An 18967-nucleotide genomic window follows, 5' to 3' on the forward strand; every position below is an offset into this window, starting at 1 on the left:
GCCGCAGCGACAGCTCGCGCAGCTGGTCGCGGGTGGGCGGCGGGGCTTCAGCAGCGGCCCGGCTGTCCCTTGCCCCGGAAGCCGGTGGAGTCCCGTACGGGCATCACCCGGCCGTCCGGAGGCGTCAAGCGAGCCCAGGGCCCCCGCATCAGCCCGGTGTCCGCGTCCCCGGCCTGCCGCCCCGCCCGGCCCGGCCCGGCAGTTCGCCGTACGCCTGCCCCCCGCCGCCAGACTCGGCGGCGGGACGCGACGAAGCTGCTCACCAGGGTCGTGCGCGCGTACGCCTCGATGGTGTCGATCCGCTGCGGCCGCCGCCCGCCGAGCACGGCCTTGACGAGCGTCGCCCGGACCAGGTCCTCGGCCTCGTGACGGTCCCCGCACAGCAGGCAGGCGCTGCGGTACAGCGCCGTACGCCTGCCCCCGGCGAAGGCGTGCAGGGCCTCTTCGTCCCTTCGCGCCGTCCCGCCCTCCCCGGCCCGCGCCCGCGGACCGTCTCCCCCTTCCAGTGCGGCGGGAGGGAGGAATCCCGCAGGAGAACCCGGCACGGGAGAAGGCGGTACGGACCGACCGGCCCGTACCGCCTTCCCGCGCCCCCGCCTCCGCGGGGATCACCTCACAGCCAGCACCAGCGCGTCCGAGGGCGAGCGCCACACGGTCCGCGCCTCCCCGAACCCGCCCGTCTCGCGCAGCGTCCGCGCGTGCCACTCGGCACTGGGCGTCTCCCCGTCCGCGTGTTCGCCGTAGATCTCGAACCGCCGGGCGGTCGGCTCCGCGAGTACGGGGTCCTTGGCGGCCAGGGCCCACCACTCGGCCCAGTCGAGCGCGCCCCCGGCCTTGGCCCGGTCCATGTGGGCGTGGCGGTGGGCGCGCTCGGCCGCGTCGATGCGCGGGGTGCCCTCGTCCTTCATGCGATCGGCGTTCATGAAGACGCCGCCGGCGCGCACGAGGTCGCCGAGCTGCCCGTACAGGGTGGTGAGCGCGTCGGTGCGCAGCCAGTGCAGGGCGGTGGCGGTGAGCACGGCGTCGTACGAGCCGTACGGCAGCGCACGGGTCCATTCGGGGTCCTTCAGGTCGGCGGTCACGAACACCACCCGCTCGTCCCCGTCGAAGTACCCCCGCGCGATGGCGAGCAGCGCCGGGTCGAGGTCGACACCCGTGCTGGTGGCCTTCGGGAACCGCTTGAGCAGCCGGTCCGTGATACTTCCCGTACCGCACGCCAGATCCAGCACCCGCGGCTCGGGGCCGACCAGCGCCTCGACCATGTCCAGCATCACCCGCAGCCGCTCCTCGCGGTCGGGCATGTACCACTCCTGCTGCCGGTCCCAGCTCTCCTGCCAGGCCGCCCAGTCGGTTCCCGTACCGGCCCCCGCCGCCCTGTCCGTCTCCGTCATCAGAACCCCTCCACTCCATTCCGTAATACCCTCGAAGCAGAACCACCCATTACGCAGACTTTAGACCGCCCCCGTAAGGACTACAAGTGGAACTGGCCTATTACTCGGACTACGCCGTGCGCCTGGTCAACAGCGAGGAGCCGGCCCGCAACAAGGACACCCTCACGTCGGTGGAGGCGGTCCGATCCCTCTTCGGCGGCAACGCGTCGGCGGGCCGCCGCGCCACGGACGCGGACGTCACCCGCTTCCGTTCCGTACGGGCCCGCCTGCGCGCGGTCTTCGAGGCGGCGGACACGGGCGACGAGACGCTCGCCGTCGACCTGCTGAACTCACTCCTGCTGGAGTTCCCGGTCAGCCCGCAGATCTCCGGCCACGGGACGCTCAAGGAGGACGGCCGCCCCGACTGGCACATGCACCTCGCCGACCACCCGTCCAACGTGACCGCCGGCTACGCCGCCATCGCCTCGATGGGCCTCGCCTTCCACCTCACCGAGCACGGCGCGGACCGCCTCGGCCTGTGCCAGGCGGCCCCGTGCCGCAACGCCTATCTGGACACGTCCACCAACCGCTCGCGCCGCTACTGCTCCGACCGCTGCGCGACCCGCGCCAACGTCGCCGCCTACCGCGCGCGCAAGCGCCTGGAGACGGAGCGGTCGGCGAGCACGGGGCGCACGGCCGACACCAGCCAGGACAGCACCACCCCGACCGACCTCTGACGCCCGGCCCGGACCGGCCGGTACCGCGCCCGCACCCGCCCCAGCACCAGCTCGGCCGGCACCGCGCCGAAGGCCCGGCTGTCCACGACCTCGGCGTCCGGATTGTCGCCGAGCACCCACCAGCCGGCGTCACGCCGCTCGGCCAGCCGCTTCACGATCAGCAGGTCCTGCTGGAGGGGGTGGCGCAGTACGGCCACATCGCCCGGCCGCAGCGCCGCTCCGTAGTGCACGAGCAGCTGATCGCGGTGCAGCAGCGTCGGCACCATGGAAAGCCCCGTCACCTCCGCGACCCCGAACATCGCGGTCGGTTCCTGACCTTGATCCACCATTCGGCACCTCCCGGTCCGATCCTCCACCAGTCCCATACTGACCCTGGACTTTTGACCTAAGCCCATGGGGGCACCCGCGAAAAGCCGTCTCTCACGGAGTAATGTCGCCCCTGAGAAGACGATCACGAGGAAGGAAGCTCTTACATGCTCTCCCGCCTGTTTGCCCCCAAGGTGAAGGTCAGCGCACACTGCGACCTGCCCTGCGGCGTGTACGACCCGGCCCAGGCCCGCATCGAGGCCGAGTCGGTCAAGGCCACGCAGGAAAAGATGCAGGCCAACGACGACGCGCACTTCCAGACGCGCGCCACGGTCATCAAGGAGCAGCGCGCGGAGCTCGCCAAGCACCACGTCTCGGTGCTGTGGAGCGACTACTTCAAGCCCCCGCACTTCGAGAAGTACCCGGAGCTGCACCAGCTCGTCAACGACGCCCTCAAGGCACTCAGCGCCGCCAAGGCCTCGACCGACCCGGCGACGGGCCAGAAGGCGCTGGACTACATCGCCGAGATCGACAAGATCTTCTGGGAGACCAAGAAGGCTTGACCGGGTCCGGGCCGCCCGACCCGCGCCCGCGCGGGCCTCGGCGCCCACCACCTGTCCGCACCCGTTCCGCGGGCCGCCTTCCACGGCGGTCATGGCGGAGCGGGTGCGGTCTTCTTTTTCCCGGCCCTTCCCGGTCCTTCCCGGCTCTTCCCGGCGCTCCCGGCCGCCGCCCCGAACCCGAAGAGGCCCCGTACGGGTGGTTTGCGCGGGTTCTCCGGCGTGTCCGGGTGACAGGGCTCGCTACTACTGGTGCGTCCGTACGAGAGGGAGGGATCGGTATGCGCAAGCCCAGTTCCCTGGTTTCCACGCTCCTCGCCGCGGCCGCGGTAGCGGTAGCAGTCGTCGCCGGCGCGGCGCCGGGCGCGGTGGCCGCGCCCGGCGACACGGTCAGTACGACGGTCGAGAAAGCCGTCGGAAACCTGCCCGTCGTCGCCGAGGACAGCACCGGGTACAGCAGCGACAGGTTCGCCCACTGGACCGACCCGGACCAGGACGGCTGCAACACGCGGGCGGAGGTGGTCGTCGCGGAGGCGACCACGCCGCCCGCCGTCGACGGGCGGTGCACCATCACGGGTGGGGCGTGGCACTCGTACTACGACAAGAGGGACCACTCCGGCGCCGGAGCCCTCGACGTCGACCACCTGGTGCCGGTCGCTGAGGCGTGGCGCAGCGGGGCGTCGGGGTGGAGCGACGAGGAGCGGCAGCAGTACGCGAACGACATGGCCGACCCGAGGGTGCTCGTCGCCGTGACCGCCTCGGTGAAGCGGGCCAAGGGGGACAAGGACCCGGCGCGGTGGGAGCCGGCGGACGACAGCGCGGACTGCCGGTACATCGCCGAGTGGGCGGCGGTGAAGGGGCGCTGGGGGCTGGCCGTGGACGCGGACGAACTGGCGGCGCTGCAGAATCTGGTCGCGGAGTGCCCGACCGAGGAGATCACCTACCAGCTGGCCCGCTGATGCCGCTTGGCCGCGCCTGACGCCCCTGAACGCCGCGGCCGGTGGTTCAGGCGGTCAGTTCCTCCTCCAGCCACGTCCTGCCCCGCGTGCGCGCCGCCAGGCGTACGCCCGTCAGCAGCGGGGCGAGGCGCTCGGCCTCCGCGCGTACGGCGGCCTCGGCGTCCCGGCCCACGTCCTCCAGGTAGCGGCAGACGATCTCGCCTGCCTTGTCCTGCGCCCAGCCGCCGACGATCCGGCCGTTCCACCACACGGAGGGGCCGATGTTGCCCGCGCGGTCGAAGAGGCGGGGGGCGTGCTCGCCGAGGTACCAGTCGCGTGCGTGCCAGCCCATCGGGGTCGAGTCGAGGGCGGGCAGCAGCGCGGCCCACGGCGCGGGGGCGGGCGTCGGTTCGAGGTCGTCGGGGAGCAGCAGGCCGGTGCCGCCGCCCTCCAGGTCGGCCTCGACCGGGCGCAGTTCGGCCAGGACCCGCTTGACCTGAGTCTTGGTCCACCCGGTCCACCAGCGCAGATCGTCGGCCCTGCCCGGTCCGAAGGCGCACAGCCGGCGCCCGGCCAGCTCGGTCTCGGCCTTCCGGGTGTCCAGTTCGGCCAGGCCGTCCGGACACCACCGGGTCAGCGGCGACCAACGGTACTGGTGGGACGTCCATGATCCGCGCGGCCGGCCCCGTACCACCAGACCTTCGGCGGCGAGCAGGAGCAGCAGACGGCTGGCGACCTTCTGACGGCCCTCGTACGCCTTGCCCTTCGACAGTACGATCTCGGTGGCCAGCCGGGGGTCGGCCGCCGCCAGTTCCGCGGCCGTGAGCTCGCCCCCGGCCTCCAGCGCCTCCAGCGCCGCCCGCTCGGCTCCCGCCAGCCACGCCTCGGTGCCGGCCGCGTCGGCGGCGACACCCGTGGCGGCCAGGAACTCCAGCAGCGTGCGGCGCTCGCGCGCGCGGCCACCGCGCGCGAGCAGGCCGCCTGGACGACCGGGGCGACGTCGAGGGAGGTGACGAACACCGTGCGGCGCATGCCGAGCAGCCGCAGCAGCGAGCGGTCCTCGTACAGCGCGCGTTCGACGTCCGCGACACCGCCCGCCCTCATCCGTACCAGTGCGCCGAGATGGACGGACGACGGGTCGGTGCCGTGCAGTGCCACCAGGTCGCGCGCGACCTCCACCGGGTCGTCCGACCTGGCTTCCGCCGCCAGCCGGTGCCGCCGCGCCAGACGTGCCCTGCGTTCGGCCGTGTCCACCCGCATCCGCGTTCGCATGGCACCGGACCCTAACGGGCCCGGCCGCCCCTAACCGAGCAAGTGCCGGTAGCTGCCGGGGTTTTCGCGGAGGAACTCGGCGAATCCGGTGGCCGGGCGGCCGGTCAGGCGGGGCACGGCGTCGGAGACGGTCTCCGCCTCGCCGTTCGCGACGGCCTCGTACGACGAGACCCAGCCCGCGACCTCCCATGGCTCGGCGTCGTACACCGCCCGTGAGGCGTACGCCTCCTCACGCGTCTCGGGTACGTAGACGACCGGGCGCCCGGCGGCCCGGCTCAGCTCCGCCGCGATCTCGGCGAGCGACAGGGCCCGGGGGCCGGTCAGGTCGTACGTGGCGCCTTCGTGACCGCCGCGGCCCTCGGCCTCGGCGAGGAGTACGGCGGTCGCCGCGTCCGCGACGTCCTCGTGCGCGACGGCCGAGACGCGGCCTTCGCCGCCCGGACCGCGGATCACTCCGTCCCTGCCGGCCATGGCGGGGAAGGCGGCCTGGTAGAAGCTGTCGCGCAGGAAGGTGTGGGGCACGCCCGTGGCGCGGATGTGCTGCTCGGTGTGCCAATGGTCGCGGGCGAAGGTGAACGTCGCGTCCGGCGCCGCTCCCAGGAACGACACGTACACGATCCGTTCGACGCCCGCGGCGACGGCCGCGTCCACGGCGGTCCTGTGCTCGCGGACGCGGCCGGCGCTCTCGTGCGCGGAGACGAGGAAGAGCGTGCGGGCACCGTCCACGGCGGCGCGCATCGCCCGGGCGTCGCCGTAGGAGGCGGGCGGCGCCTTGACCGCGCCGGGCAGGTCGGGCAGCCGGGCGGGGTCACGGCCGAGGAGCCGCTGGGAGATGCCTGCGCCGGCGAGACGGCGTGCGACACGGCCGCCGATCTGGCCGCTCGCTCCGGTGACGGCGATGGCTGGAATCATGAGGGTGTCCTTTGCTGCTGATTGCGCTGCCGCCGGTACGGCGGCGAACCGCCGGGTGCGCCGGGCGGCGGTGGCGGCCGCCCCCTACAACGTCAATGGACTTCGGCCGGGGAGCATTCCTCCGCACGGCCGCGAGCACCCTTCGCACGGCCGCCCGCACCCTTCGTACGGCCGCGGGCACCTGCCCGGCCACCGCGACGGGGGCGTCCTCCTCGTGCGTACGCCCGGCGCCGCCGCCCGCGGGCCCACCCGGGACGACACCGACGGGCCACTGCCGCGCGTACGGCCGGAAGGGCGGTGGCGGAGCCCCCGGGGGGGTACCCGAACCCGCTAGCCGGCCGCCTCCGCGGCCAAGGGCCCCGACGGCCCACCCCCGGGCGCCGCCCCCGCGACTTCCTCCCGCACGTACGGGAACGCACCGCGGTACCCCGTTCCGGGCCCCTGGGCCGGCCTGCGCTCGAAGTCCGGGCACGCCCACGTCTCCTGCACGAAACCGGAGCGCAGGTCCCACAGCTCGAGCAGCTCCCGCTCGCCCCCGACCGCCCGGTACTCGTCCTTCGTCCTGCGGAAGCAGGCGAGGTTGCCGAACAGCCCGCTCCCCGAGGGGTGGTAGTCGGAGAAGGCACAGGAGATGCAGGACCGCAGGTACGCACCGGGCGGCAGGCGCCGCTGGATCACCGTCAGAGCGTGCTCGAAGTCGTTCTCGGCACGTTCGGACGCGTAGACCGCACCGTCGAAGTGCAGCGCCAGCGCGAGGTGTTCGCGGTCGACGCCGCCCGAGGGGAGCGGCCGCCCGAGGGTGAGCAGACAGCTGAGGACGGCGCGGTGGACCCGCCCGTCGGCGTACACCGGCAGCGGGATGTCCCACTCGAACACGCAGTCGCACAGCGAGCCGCCCGACAGCGTGAATCCCGCGCCGCCCGCCGGCAGTGCGGCCACCGGGTCGAGCGCCTCGAAGCTGTCACCCTCGAAGCCGACTCCCCTGATGCGGGTGCGCAGCCGCTGTCCGTCCGCCGTGAAGGTGATGGCGGCCGAACCCTCGCGGTCGCGGTACCAGCCGGCCCATGGCTCTCCTGTCATGGTCCGGACTTTAACCCGTTCGTGCGCGGTCCCCGAACAGCCCTGCGCTCAACGCTTCTTGCTGTACGTCAGGACAATCGTGCCGTTGTCGAAGGTACGGGTCGATTCGAGCGCGAAGTCGAACACGCGGAACTCGGCGGAGAACACCGGGACGCCCGATCCGGTCACGACCGGATAGACCTTGAGGACCAGTTCGTCGATCTCCTCCAGCAGCTGCGCGGCCAGATCCGCCCCGCCCACGAGGTAGATGCCGAGTCCGTCCTCCCGCTTGAGCTCCCGCACCTTGGCGGCGACATCGCCGGAGAGGATCTCGACGTCGGGGTCGGGCGACGTGGCGATGCTGCGCGACACGACGTACTGGCGCAGGTGCTTGTACGGACTGGTGATCCCGAGTTCCAGGGCCGCGTCGTACGTGGCGCGCCCCTGGAGCATGGTGTCGAAGTGCCTGTTCTCCAGTTCGTCGACACCGAGGTGCCGGCGCGCGTGGGTCGGAAGGCAGTCGGGGTACTCGCCGATCAGGAAGTCCTTCAGGAAGGACTCGCTCACCGGATAGAAGTCGTAGGCACCGTCGGGCGCCGCGATGAAGCCGTCGATGGACATACCGACGTAGTACGTGAGCTTGCGCAAACTGATCCTCTGATCGGAAGGCATGAAGGGCGCGGGGCGAGAGGCGGGTGCAGTACCTCCCGCCCAAAACCACTATGAATAGAGTGCTCCACCCATAGTGGTTACGCAAGACCTTTTTTCGAAAAGGGAGCGGAGAAGCGCCCGACGGCCCTCGATCCGGCCCGGACCGCCGAAGCCAGGCGCCGCGCGGGGTGCTCACGGAGGACGGACTGAGCACACCGGTGGAGAAGAACGTCAGCCGTTCACTGCCACCGGAGCGAGGCCGGGGAGCCGCTGGGCGACCGGCTCGCGCCACATGGGCCACATATGAGGGCCGTCGGGCAGGTCGACCCTACGGTCGGTGAAGGCGAAACCGAGACGCTCGTACAGCTTGCCGCTGCGCGCGCTGCTCGCCTCCAGATAGGCGGGTACGCCGTCGCGGTCGCAGCGGTCGAGGACGGGCTGGATCAGCGCGGTGCCGAGCCCCTCCCCCTGGCGGTCGGGGGAGACGGCGATGAGCAGCAGGTACTCGTGCGCCCGGTCGTGCGGGTGCACCTCGCCGGTCAGCCGGCCGACGAGCTCGGCGCGTTCGTTGTCCGGGTCGGCGGCCTCCCGCATCCGTGCGGGCGTGTCGTCCTCCTCCTCCGGCAGGCCGGCCGGCACCTGGAGCCAGAGGGCCGTGGCGGATCCGTCCCCGGTGACGTCGACCCGCCCCTCGCGCAGTGCCACATCGAGGAAGACGCCGAGGAACGCGCCGTGCACGCGACCGCGGTGGACACGGTCGGGGAAGACCCAGCTGCTCACCGGATCGTCCATGAAGGCCGCGTCCAGCAGCCGTACGAGCGCCTCACGGTCGCTCTCCCCCGCCTGTCGTATCTCCACGCCCACGGTCCGGCCTCTCTTCTCCAGGATCAGGATCTGAACTGACGCGATTACCCTGGCAGATCCTGGAGTTGAAGCAGACAGGCGCCCGCGGTTCCCCGCGGGCGCCCGCACCGTCCGGCGGCGTCGCCGGTCAGCGTGTTCTGCGGGTGACGAACTCGGCGAGCGCGAGCAGGTCCCCCGCCGCCCCCAGATCGGGCACCGCGCACGACAGGTGGTGCACGGCCAGGCCCATCCGGTCCGCCGCCTGGACCTGCGCCCAGTCCCGGCCGCCCGCCCGGTCGACGGCGTCCGCCGCCCGCCGCACGGCGTCCCCGTCCAGCGGCCCCGCGTAGAGACCGGCGAGCTCGGCGGCGGCCTCGGTGCCCGAGGTCAGCGCCGCCACCACCGGCAGCGACTTCTTGTGGGCGGCCAGATCGGCGCCCGCCGGTTTGCCCGTGTGGGAGGGGTCGCCCCAGATCCCGATCAGGTCGTCGATGAGCTGGAAGGCCAGGCCCGCCTCACGCCCGAAGGCGTCCATGGCCGCGACCTCCTCCTCGCCGGCGCCCGCGTAGAGGGCGCCGAGCGCGCACGCGCAGCCGAGCAGGGCTCCGGTCTTGGCCTCGGCCATGGTGAGGCACTCTTCGAGCGACACCTCCCGGGGCCCGCGCCGTTCGAATTCGCAGTCGGCCTGCTGTCCCGCGCACAGTTCGATGACGCAGGCGGCGAGCCGCGCCGACGCCCTGGCCGCCGCCGGGTGCGAATCCTCGGCGAGCAGCCGCAGCGCGAGGGCGCACATCGCGTCCCCGGCGACGATCGCGTCCGGTACGCCGAACACCTTCCAGGCGGTGGGCCGGTTCCTCCGGGTCTGGTCCTCGTCGATGACGTCGTCGTGGAGCAGCGTGAAGTTGTGCGCGAGCTCCACGGCCGCCGCCGCCCGCACGGCCCGGCGCGGGTCCCCGCCGAACGCCTGTGTGGCGGCGAGGACGAGAGCGGGCCTGATCGCCTTGCCCGCCTGCCCCGCGGCCGGGGTGCCGTCGGCCTGTTCCCAGCCGAAGTGGTACATCGCGATCCGGCGCATGGACGCGGGCAGACTCTCCACGCCTGTGCGCAGTTGGGGGTTGACGGTGCTGCGGGTCCGTTCGAGAAGGGCCGCCGCATCGTGCCCCTCGGTGGCGGCCGCCTCCGCTCCGGTCATGGTCACGGTCACTTCCTCCAGCAGTGCTTGCACGGTGCCCCCCCGGCCGGGGGGCACCGGACCGCCGCCCGGCCGAATGCCGGGCTCAGTGCCACCTGCCGATCTCGACGTTCTCCAGGATGCCCAGCGCGTCCGGCACCAGCACCGCCGCCGAGTAGTACGCCGTGACCAGGTACGAGATGATCGCCTGCTCGTCGATGCCCATGAAGCGCACCGACAGGCTCGGTTCGATCTCGTCGGGGATGCCGCTCTGCTGGAGTCCGACGACACCCTGCTCGGCCTCGCCCGTACGCATGCAGATGATCGAGGTCGTACGGGCGTCGCTCACCGGGATCTTGTTGCACGGGAAGATGGGGACCCCGCGCCAGGTGGGCACCCGGCTGCCGCCGATCTCGATGCTCTCCGGGTTCAGACCCCGCTTGTTGCACTCACGCCCGAAGGCGGCGATGGCGCGCGGGTGGGCGAGGAAGAGCTTGGAGCCGCGCCGCCGCGACAGCAGTTCGTCCATGTCGTCCGGGCTGGGCACGCCGTCGTGCGGCTGGAGGCGCTGCCCGTAGTCGCAGTTGTGGAGCAGCCCGAACTCGCGGTGGTTGATCAGCTCGTGCTCCTGGCGCTCGCGCAGCGCCTCGACCGTGAGCCGCAGCTGCTGCTCGGTCTGGTTCATCGGCTGGTTGTAGAGGTCCGCGACCCGGCTGTGGACCTTCAGCACGGTCTGCGCGACGCTCAGCTCGTACTCGCGCGGCGCCGCGTCGTAGTCGACGTACGTGTGCGGGACGACGGCCTCGCCGACATGGCCCGCCGACAGGTCGATGGGCGCCTCGCCGTACCTGTTGGTGCGCTGGCGGGGCAGCGACCGTACCCGCGTGAGGTGGTCGCGCAGCGAATCCGCGCGGTCGGCCAGCGTCAGCACGTCCTGCCGGGAGAGCGCCAGCACGGTGCACGCGGTCGCGGCGCGGACCGTGCACCCCCAGGTGCCTTCCTGCTCGACGAGCGCCTGGTCGCCGAAGTACGCCCCGTCCGCGAGGACGCCGAGCACCGCCTCGTCGTCGTACGCCCCCGGCGCGATCTTCTCGGCCCTGCCGTGCGCCAGCAGGTAGACCGTGTCCGCGGCGTCCCCGGAGGCGGCGATCACGTCACCGGCCGCGAACTCCCGCTGCTCGCACCGCTGCGCCAGCTCGCCGAGCACCGCCTCGTCGCCGAAGGTGCGCAGCGCGGGCAGCTCGCAGAGCTCGGCCGGGATGACCTGGACGCGCTCCCCCGTCTGCACGAACGTCACCCGTCCGTCGCCGACCGCGTAGCTGAGCCGGCGGTTCACCCGGTACGTACCGCCCTGGACCTGGACCCACGGCAGCATCCGCAGCAGCCACCGCGAGGTGATCTCCTGCATCTGCGGGACGGTCTTGGTGGTGGTGGCCAAGTTCCGCGCGGCGGCCGTACCGAGACTCTGTTGCTGCGGTTGTGCCTGCTCTTCTCGGATCCCGGAACTTGCCTCGACCGACATCTGACTCCCTCTCGATCATGAACTGGCCTGCGCGCACAAGCCTTTCAGGACACGGAGTCACAGCACCATCACACAAACGGATGTGACTAGATCACCGGAGGGCGGGGCATGTGACACGGCGCCGAGACGGCCGCCCTGCGCCAAAACTGACCGAATCGGCTCGTACGCGGTCCGAAAACATAGCCGTGGCAGCCGAGTTCGGGTACAAGCAAGCGGTACGAGACGATCCGCATCTCACATAAGGAGGCGGTCATGGCCACACCCATGTCCGCGAGCAGGTTCCTCGACGTACTGAGAGACGAGGGCATCACCGTCGTCCAGGTCGGCGACTGGCGTACGCACAACCGCAACCACAAAGGCCCCTGGGGACCGGTTCACGGCGTGATGATCCACCACACCGTCACCTCGGGCACCTCCAAGACCGTCCGTATCTGCCGCGACGGCTACCCGGGCCTCCCGGGCCCGCTCTGCCACGGCGTGATCGCCAAGAGCGGCACCATCCACCTGGTCGGGTACGGCCGCGCCAACCACGCGGGCATGGGCGACGACGACGTACTGCGCGCCGTCATCGCCGAGCGGGCACTGCCGCGCGACAACGAGGCCAACACCGACGGAAACCGGCACTTCTACGGCTTCGAGTGCGAGAACCTCGGCGACGGCGAGGACCCGTGGCCCAAGGCACAGCTCGAAGCCATCGAGCGGGCGTCGGCGGCGATCTGCCGGCACCACGGGTGGAACTCCCGTTCCGTCATCGGTCACCTCGAATGGCAGCCGGGCAAGATCGACCCGCGCGGCTTCTCGATGAACACGATGCGCGCGCGCATCCACGAGCGCCTCCAGTGACGCCGGTGGCGACACCGGTGGCGACAATGGGGGCATGACCCCGGAAGCGCTCGATCTCTCCCGCCTGCGGCCGCGGCTTCCGTCGCCGCTGCGGCAGGCCGAGGACGAGCGCTTCACTCGTCGCGGCGTACGGCTGCTGCTCAAGCGCGACGACCTGATCCACCCGGACCTGCCGGGCAACAAGTGGCGCAAGCTGGACCTGAACCTGCGCGCGGCGGCGGGCCGTACGGTGCTGACTTTCGGTGGCGCGTACTCGAACCATCTGCGGGCCACGGCCGCGGCCGGCCGCCTGCTGGGCTTCCCGACGATCGGCGTCGTACGGGGCGAGGAACTGGCCGGCCGCCCCCTGAACCCCTCCCTGGCCCGCTGCGCGGCGGACGGCATGCGGCTGCACTTCGTGGACCGGGCGACGTACCGCGCGAAGAACGACCCCGAGGTGCTCGCCGCCCTCGTGGCCGAGGCCACTACGACCGCTGCGCGGGACCTCTTCCCCGGTCCGCCCCTCCCGGGCCCGCCCCTGCCCGCTGTGGCACCAGCCCGTCCGGCGTGCGAGGACACACCCGAAGGGCGTCCGGGGCCCGAGGCTCGCCCCGGCCCGGGAGGCGGCGGGACGGAGAGCGTCTACGTCGTCCCCGAAGGCGGCAGCAACGCCCTCGCCGCGCAGGGGTGCACCGCACTCGGGCAGGAGCTGCGCGGCGTCGCCGACGTCGTCGGGGTCGCCTGCGGCACCGGCGGGACCGTGGCCGGCCTCGCCGCCGGCCTCGGCCCCGGGCAGCGCGTCATCGGGTTCCCGGTCCTCAAGGGCGGCTTCCTCGGCGAGGAGATACGGGCGCTCCAGGACACGGCCTTCGGTGCCCCGGCCGGCGACTGGACGCTGGACGACCGCTTCCACTGCGGCGGCTACGCCCGTACCACTCCGGCACTCGAAGCGTTCGCCGCGGACTTCGAGGACCGGCACGAGCTCCCCGTGGAGCGGCTCTACGTCGCCAAGATGCTGCACGGACTGACCACGCTCGCCGCCGAGGGTGCCTTCCCGCCCGGCACCACCGTCGCAGCCGTGATCACGGGTCAGCCGGACTCCGCCCGGTAGGCCGCCGCCTCCTCCAGGTCCAGTCTGCGCATCAGGCTGCGCAGCATCTCGTCGTCGATGCGCCGCCGGTCGCGCAGTTCCACGAAGACCGCCCGCTCGGCCGCGATCATCTCCCCGGCGAGACGCCGGTACGTGGCGTCCGCCGATTCCCCGGTCTCCTCGTTGACCGCGCCCAGCCGTTCCCAGACGGCGTTGCGACGCCTCTCCAGAACGGTCCGGAGCCGGTCCGCGAGCGGCTGCGGCAGTGCGTTGCGCCGGTCGGCGAGCAGTTCCTCCAGCCGCGCCTCGGCGGCCGAGGACGCCTCGCTCTGTGCCTGCGCCTCGGCGAGTGTCTCGGCGTACACGTCGCGCGGGGGAAGCTTCAGCAGGCGGATCAGCGGCGTGAGAGTGAGCCCCTGGACGACCAGTGTGGCGATCACAGTCGTAAAGGTCAGGAAGAGGACGAGGTTCCGCGCGGGGAACGGTTCGCCGTGGTCGGCGGTCAGCGGGATCGAGAAGGCGATCGCGAGGGACACGACGCCGCGCATGCCGGCCCACCCGACGATCACGGGTGAGGTCCAGGTGACGCCCGGCTCGCGTGTGCGGACGCGCTCGGAGAGGATCCGCGGAAGGTACGTCGCCGGGAAGACCCACACGAAGCGCGCCACGACGACCGCCACGAACACGGCGAACGCGTACCAGAAGGCCCGGCCGCCCCCGTAGGGGCCGAGCTCGCGCAGGACGTACGGCAGCTGGAGCCCGATGAGCGCGAACACCACCGATTCGAGGATGAAGGACACCATCCTCCAGACGGCGTGTTCCTGGATCCTGGTCGCGAAGTCGACCTGCCAGGAGCGATGCCCCAGGTAGAGGGCGACGACCACGACGGCGAGCACCCCGGAGGCGTGGACGTGCTCGGCCGCGGCGTAGGCCACGAAGGGGATCAGCAGGGACAGCGTGTTCTGCAACAGCGGCTCCTCGAGGTGCGTACGCAGCCAGTGCAGCGGCACCATCAGCAGCAGCCCGACCCCCACCCCGCCGACCGCCGCGACCGCGAATTCCCCGATCCCGCCGGCCCAGCTCGCCCCCTCCCCCACCGCGGCCGCCAGCGCGACCTTGAAGGCGGTGATGGCGGTGGCGTCGTTCACCAGGGACTCGCCCTGGAGGATCGCGGTGATGCGCGGCGGCAGCCCGACCCGGCGGGCGACGGCGGTCGCGGCCACCGCGTCGGGCGGAGCGATCACGGCCCCCAGGACCAGCGCGGACGTCAGCGGAAGCCCGGGAACGACGAGGTACGCGAAGTAGCCGACGGTCACGGTCGCGAACAGCACATAACCGACCGACAGGAGGGCGACGGGTCTGACGTTCGCCCGCAGGTCGAGGTACGAACTGTCCACCGCGGCCGTGTACAGGAGCGGCGGCAGCAGGAGCGGCAGCACGATGTCCGGGCTCAGCGTGTAGTCCGGCACTCCGGGGACGTACGCCGCCACGAGCCCCGCCGCGACCAGCAGCAACGGCGCCGGCACGGGCGTCCTGCGGGCGGCCCCCGCGATCACCGCGCTTCCCGCGATCAGCACCAGCAGTGGCAATGCGTCCATCGGTTCCCACCCGCCCTCGTCCGCCTCGGCGTCGTAACCTGGCCATCATGGACGAGTGCTCGCACGTCGCCGCGCTGCCGGTCCCCGAGCCGGCCCCGCTGAGCGACACCTGCCCGGAGTGCCTGGCGGCCGGCAGCCACCCCGTACAGCTGCGGCTGTGCCTGGTGTGCGGCCACGTGGGGTGCTGCGACTCGTCGCCGCACCGGCACGCGTCCGGCCACTTCGGCGAGACGGGCCATCCGGTGCTGCGCAGCTTCGAGCCCGGCGAGAACTGGCGTTGGTGCTTCGTGGACGGTTCGATCGTCTGACGTGTGGGTACGTCAACCCGGCGCCGGTACTTTCCAATTGGGCGCCGCACACCCCTAGCCACTGTACGTACTCGTGTGTTTACTATGAGTGACGAGGCCGGGCGGGGGTCCGGCGACACGGCAGAATGGATCGCGATAGCGTCACCGGCGAACGACGTACCGCGTGGCTCCGGGGGGACGCTCCCTCCCGGGCCCCCGAAAGAGCTTGTGCCACCTTGGAGGTGAGGGTGTCCCAGATCGCAGGCGAGCCCGGGACCCAGGACTTCGTGGAAGTCCGGCTGCCCGCTGCAGGTGCCTACCTGTCCGTGCTGCGTACGGCCACGGCCGGACTCGCGGCGCGCTTGGACTTCACCCTCGACGAGATCGAGGATCTGCGCATCGCGGTCGACGAAGCCTGCGCGATCCTGCTCCAGCAGGCCGTGCCGGGCTCCGTCCTCAGCTGCGTCTTCCGGCTCGTCGAAGACTCACTCGACGTCACGGTCTCGGCCCCCACCACCGACGGACGCGCACCGGAGCGCGACACCTTCGCCTGGACGGTGCTCTCGGCACTGGCGGGCAAGGTCGACTCCACGGTCGCCGAGGACCGTACGGTCACCATCAGCCTGTACAAACAGCGCGGCGCGGGACCCGGGCCGGCGTGAGGAACGGGGACGGGCCGGTGTGGAACGAGGAGCGCAGCCCGCAGGCGCCGACGGGAGGGCGCGCGGCCGCGGCCGGACAGGCCGGGTCCGCGCCCGGACCTGCGGGCATCCCTGAACAGCAGGCCCGGCCCCATCCGGTCGACGGACCGGTGGCCGACGGGCCGGCGGACGGCCCGGTGGGCACGGTGGCGGCGGAGCAGGCAGAGCGGGCGGGCCATATGAGCGAGCACGGACAGCACTCCACGGAGCACGGACGCCACGATCCGAAGGACCGCAGTGGTGCGCGCGCGCTGTTCATCGAGTTGCGCGAGCTGCCGGACGGATCGGCCGAGAAGGCGGAGCTGCGCAACAGGCTGGTGCGCATGCACCTCCCCCTGGTCGAGCACCTGGCGCGCCGCTTCCGCAACCGCGGCGAGCCGCTCGACGACCTCACCCAGGTCGCCACGATCGGCCTGATCAAATCGGTGGACCGGTTCGATCCGGAGCGCGGCGTCGAGTTCTCGACGTACGCCACCCCGACCGTCGTCGGCGAGATCAAGCGGCACTTCCGTGACAAGGGCTGGGCCGTCCGGGTGCCCCGGCGCCTCCAGGAGCTGCGTCTGTCGCTGACGACGGCCACGGCCGAGCTCTCCCAGCAGCACGGCCGGTCCCCGACCGTGCACGAGCTGGCCGAGCGCCTGGGCATCTCGGAGGAAGAGGTCCTGGAGGGCCTGGAGTCCGCCAACGCGTACAGCACGCTGTCGCTGGACGTCCCCGACACCGACGACGACTCCCCTGCGGTCGCGGACACCCTGGGCGCCGAGGACGAGGCGCTGGAGGGCGTCGAGTACCGGGAGTCGCTGAAGCCGCTCCTCGAGGGCCTCCCACCGCGCGAGAAGCGCATCCTGCTGCTGCGTTTCTTCGGCAACATGACGCAGTCGCAGATCGCCACGGAGGTCGGCATCTCCCAGATGCACGTCTCCCGGCTGCTCGCCCGCACGCTGGCCCAGCTCCGCGAAAGGCTGCTGGTCGAGGAGTAGTCCCCGCGGCCGTGCGCTCGCACGACCGTACGGCCGACCGGGCGTCCCGCGGCGTTACGCGTCGCGGGGGCCGCGGATGCCCAGCGCCCGGTTCGTCTCGGGGTTGACCAGCAGGACCAGCGACGCGACGGCCACCACCGCGAGGGCGATGCCGGCCGGGATCAGCAGGGAGCCCTCGGAGCGCAGCAGCGTCCAGGCCACCGGCAGCGCCATGAGCTGCGTGATGATGGCGGGCCCGCGGCTCCACGCGCGGCGCTTGAGCAGTCCGCGCGCGGCCAGCAGGGGCAGCAGCGCCAGGACGATCAGCGTCACGCCGCCCATCTCCGCCTGCTCGGGCCTGTCGGGGCTGCCGAGCAGCCCCATCACGAGCATGTACACGCCACCAGCGACCAGCGCCAGGCCCTCCAGCGCGGCGAGCGCCGCCGCTGCGGTCAGCCGGGTGGGGCGGGGGCCGGCGACGGATCCGGGAGTCTGCTCATTGCTCACCCCCGCAGCGTAACCGCCCGCCTCGGCGGACCAGGTCGGGGCCGGGTTTCCCCCACTGGGTAGTCTGGCGCGCATGCGTGCACTCCTCGTGGTCAATCCGGCAGCTACCACCACCAGCGCGCGCACCCGTGATGTCCTGATTCACGCCCTGGCCAGCGAGATGAAGCTGGAAGCCGTGACGACCGAGTACCGCGGGCACGCCCGCGACCTGGGCCGTCGGGCCGCGCAGAGCGAGGACATCGAGCTGGTCGTGGCGCTCGGCGGCGACGGCACCGTGAACGAGGTCGTCAACGGCCTCCTGCACGAGGGCCCGGACCCGCAGCGCCTGCCGCGCCTGGCCGTCGTCCCCGGCGGCTCCACGAATGTCTTCGCCCGCGCCCTCGGTCTGCCCAACGACGCCGTCGAGGCGACCGGCGCCATCCTGGACGCACTGCGCACCCGCAGCGAGCGCACGGTCGGCCTCGGTCTCGCAGCGGGTACCCCGGGGACCGAGGACGAATCAGTGCCGGCCCGCTGGTTCACGTTCTGCGCGGGCCTCGGTTTCGACGCGGGAGTGATCGGCAGGGTCGAGCAGCACAGGGAGCGCGGAAAGCGCTCGACGCACGCCCTTTACGTGCGCCAGGTGGTACGCCAGTTCCTGGTGGAACCGCACCGCCGGCAGGGTCTGATCACCCTGGAGCGCCCCGGCCACGCCCCGGTGGAAGACCTCGTGCTGTCCATAGTCTGCAACACCGCCCCCTGGACCTACCTGGGCAATCGTCCGATGTACGCGTCCCCGGAGGCCTCCTTCGACACGGCGCTCGACGTGCTCGGACTGAGCAAGCTGTCCACCCCCGCCGTGGCCCGTTACGCGACCCAGTTGCTGACCTCGTCGCCCGAGCGCGGACCCCACGGCAAGCACGCGCTGACGCTGCACGACCTGACCGACTTCACCTTGCATTCGAAGGCACCTCTCCCCTTCCAGATGGACGGTGACCACCTGGGGCTGCGTACGAGCGTGACGTTCACAGGCGTACGCCGTGCACTGCGTGTGATTGTGTGAGCGGAAGGCGCAAAAGTCCTTTAACTCGAACGTACGGGCTGGGTTACACCCCTTAGAAGTACGGCTGTGACCTACCCGACACCGAGGAATCAAAAAAAACTTCTCGGAAGGGGTTGTATCCGCCGCCGAGGTTTGGGAATCTCTACATGGCGATCGGGACGGCCCGCAACACCAGCCTCCACTGAAAGCCAGAACCCCTCCTTGCACACAGGACCCACACCAGGTAACTGGCAGTCGGCCCTTCACTTGCGGAGGGATTCGTGAAAGCGTTCACATTCACAAGCACCAGCACGTAATACCAAGGAGAGGTAGCAGCCATGGACTGGCGTCACAACGCCGTTTGTCGTGAGGAAGACCCGGAGCTGTTCTTCCCCATCGGCAACACCGGTCCTGCGCTGCTGCAGATCGAGGAAGCCAAGGCCGTCTGCCGCCGCTGCCCCGTCATGGAGCAGTGCCTGCAGTGGGCGCTCGAGTCCGGCCAGGACTCCGGCGTCTGGGGTGGCCTCAGCGAGGATGAGCGCCGCGCGATGAAGCGCCGTGCCGCCCGCAACCGGGCGCGTAACGCGACCGCCTGAGCCACCACCCCGCACGAGCCTCAGCTTGGCGGCGCGTACAGCGCG

At 71.8% G+C, this 18967-nt stretch carries 21 protein-coding genes and 1 pseudogene; 10 read left to right on the forward strand and 12 right to left on the reverse strand.

Translation table 11 applies throughout. The features are described 5' to 3' along the window. Positions 1-47: 47 nt before the first annotated feature. Positions 48-545, reverse strand: coding sequence for a SigE family RNA polymerase sigma factor (locus ABD374_RS20400; RefSeq protein ID WP_425577285.1), 498 nt, complete (start codon positions 543-545; stop codon positions 48-50). A 63-nt stretch (positions 546-608) separates the two neighbouring features. Next, entirely contained in the window at positions 609-1391 is a 783-nt protein-coding gene (locus tag ABD374_RS20405; protein WP_344497017.1) for a class I SAM-dependent methyltransferase, read from the reverse strand. An 86-nt stretch (positions 1392-1477) separates the two neighbouring features. On the opposite strand from ABD374_RS20405, the gene ABD374_RS20410 reads away from it, so the two are divergent. Next, a complete protein-coding gene (locus ABD374_RS20410; RefSeq protein WP_344497018.1) occupies positions 1478-2107 on the forward strand; it encodes a CGNR zinc finger domain-containing protein in 630 nt (209 codons plus the stop codon). Here ABD374_RS20410 and sodX read toward each other — a convergent pair. After that, positions 2011-2436, reverse strand: a complete 426-nt coding sequence (gene sodX, locus ABD374_RS20415) for a nickel-type superoxide dismutase maturation protease (RefSeq protein ID WP_344497019.1) — start codon at positions 2434-2436, stop codon at positions 2011-2013. The two genes, ABD374_RS20410 and sodX, sit on opposite strands and share 97 nt — an antisense overlap. 144 nt (positions 2437-2580) lie before the next feature. Here sodX and sodN point away from each other — a divergent pair, with 144 nt between their 5' ends. Next, complete coding sequence (gene sodN, locus ABD374_RS20420) at positions 2581-2976, forward strand: superoxide dismutase, Ni (RefSeq protein ID WP_344497020.1); 396 nt, start codon at positions 2581-2583, stop codon at positions 2974-2976. 278 nt (positions 2977-3254) lie between these two features. Continuing rightward, positions 3255-3932, forward strand: a complete 678-nt coding sequence (locus tag ABD374_RS20425) for an HNH endonuclease family protein (RefSeq protein ID WP_344497021.1) — start codon at positions 3255-3257, stop codon at positions 3930-3932. A gap of 46 nt (positions 3933-3978) precedes the next feature. Here the strand turns inward: ABD374_RS20425 and ABD374_RS20430 are convergent. The 7 genes and pseudogenes from ABD374_RS20430 to ABD374_RS20460 form a co-directional block, all read right to left on the reverse strand. Further along, positions 3979-5183, reverse strand: a pseudogene (locus ABD374_RS20430) (winged helix DNA-binding domain-containing protein). Between the two features lie 30 nt (positions 5184-5213). Further along, positions 5214-6095, reverse strand: coding sequence for an SDR family oxidoreductase (locus ABD374_RS20435; RefSeq protein ID WP_344497022.1), 882 nt, complete (start codon positions 6093-6095; stop codon positions 5214-5216). Between the two features lie 330 nt (positions 6096-6425). Further along, the gene (locus ABD374_RS20440) at positions 6426-7175 is read right to left on the reverse strand and encodes a DUF6304 family protein (protein WP_344497023.1); all 750 of its coding nucleotides are present in this window, start codon (positions 7173-7175) and stop codon (positions 6426-6428) included. Positions 7176-7223: 48 nt separating this feature from the next. Next, positions 7224-7802, reverse strand: coding sequence for a dihydrofolate reductase family protein (locus tag ABD374_RS20445; protein WP_344497024.1), 579 nt, complete (start codon positions 7800-7802; stop codon positions 7224-7226). A 234-nt stretch (positions 7803-8036) separates the two neighbouring features. Next, on the reverse strand, positions 8037-8669 hold the full coding sequence (locus ABD374_RS20450; RefSeq protein WP_344497025.1) for a GNAT family N-acetyltransferase: 633 nt from the start codon (positions 8667-8669) through the stop codon (positions 8037-8039). A gap of 127 nt (positions 8670-8796) precedes the next feature. Further along, entirely contained in the window at positions 8797-9840 is a 1044-nt protein-coding gene (locus ABD374_RS20455) for a family 2 encapsulin nanocompartment cargo protein polyprenyl transferase (RefSeq protein ID WP_344497216.1), read from the reverse strand. Between the two features lie 85 nt (positions 9841-9925). Next, positions 9926-11341 carry a family 2B encapsulin nanocompartment shell protein gene (locus tag ABD374_RS20460; protein WP_344497026.1) on the reverse strand — a complete coding sequence of 472 codons (1416 nt, stop codon included), beginning with the start codon at positions 11339-11341 and terminating at the stop codon, positions 9926-9928. Between the two features lie 252 nt (positions 11342-11593). Here ABD374_RS20460 and ABD374_RS20465 point away from each other — a divergent pair, with 252 nt between their 5' ends. Further along, positions 11594-12184 (forward strand): N-acetylmuramoyl-L-alanine amidase, encoded by a 591-nt coding sequence (locus ABD374_RS20465; protein ID WP_344497027.1) that lies wholly within the window; start codon positions 11594-11596, stop codon positions 12182-12184. A 34-nt stretch (positions 12185-12218) separates the two neighbouring features. Then, positions 12219-13274, forward strand: coding sequence for a 1-aminocyclopropane-1-carboxylate deaminase/D-cysteine desulfhydrase (locus ABD374_RS20470; protein WP_344497028.1), 1056 nt, complete (start codon positions 12219-12221; stop codon positions 13272-13274). On the opposite strand, the gene ABD374_RS20475 is transcribed toward ABD374_RS20470, so the two are convergent. Then, the gene (locus ABD374_RS20475) at positions 13253-14851 is read right to left on the reverse strand and encodes a Na+/H+ antiporter (RefSeq protein WP_344497029.1); all 1599 of its coding nucleotides are present in this window, start codon (positions 14849-14851) and stop codon (positions 13253-13255) included. The genes ABD374_RS20470 and ABD374_RS20475 overlap by 22 nt on opposite strands. A gap of 47 nt (positions 14852-14898) precedes the next feature. Here ABD374_RS20475 and ABD374_RS20480 point away from each other — a divergent pair, with 47 nt between their 5' ends. The 3 genes from ABD374_RS20480 (at position 14899) to ABD374_RS20490 (ending at position 16819) form a co-directional block, all read left to right on the forward strand. Continuing rightward, on the forward strand, positions 14899-15159 hold the full coding sequence (locus ABD374_RS20480) for a UBP-type zinc finger domain-containing protein (protein WP_344497030.1): 261 nt from the start codon (positions 14899-14901) through the stop codon (positions 15157-15159). Positions 15160-15386: 227 nt separating this feature from the next. Then, positions 15387-15800 (forward strand): ATP-binding protein, encoded by a 414-nt coding sequence (locus ABD374_RS20485; RefSeq protein ID WP_028811722.1) that lies wholly within the window; start codon positions 15387-15389, stop codon positions 15798-15800. Beyond that, positions 15797-16819, forward strand: coding sequence for an RNA polymerase sigma factor SigF (locus tag ABD374_RS20490; RefSeq protein WP_425577287.1), 1023 nt, complete (start codon positions 15797-15799; stop codon positions 16817-16819). The genes ABD374_RS20485 and ABD374_RS20490 overlap by 4 nt, the downstream gene beginning before the upstream one ends. Positions 16820-16873: 54 nt before the next feature. Here ABD374_RS20490 and ABD374_RS20495 read toward each other — a convergent pair whose 3' ends face one another. Then, positions 16874-17305, reverse strand: a complete 432-nt coding sequence (locus ABD374_RS20495) for a hypothetical protein (protein WP_344497031.1) — start codon at positions 17303-17305, stop codon at positions 16874-16876. A gap of 73 nt (positions 17306-17378) precedes the next feature. On the opposite strand from ABD374_RS20495, the gene ABD374_RS20500 reads away from it, so the two are divergent. Next, positions 17379-18347: a diacylglycerol/lipid kinase family protein gene (locus tag ABD374_RS20500; RefSeq protein WP_344497032.1), complete on the forward strand. Its 969-nt coding sequence runs from the start codon at positions 17379-17381 to the stop codon at positions 18345-18347. Between the two features lie 317 nt (positions 18348-18664). Beyond that, a complete protein-coding gene (locus ABD374_RS20505) occupies positions 18665-18922 on the forward strand; it encodes a WhiB family transcriptional regulator (protein ID WP_004937597.1) in 258 nt (85 codons plus the stop codon). Positions 18923-18967 lie beyond the last annotated feature (45 nt).

It is taken from the genome of Streptomyces enissocaesilis (assembly GCF_039533765.1).
GTDB classification, from domain to species: domain Bacteria; phylum Actinomycetota; class Actinomycetes; order Streptomycetales; family Streptomycetaceae; genus Streptomyces; species Streptomyces enissocaesilis.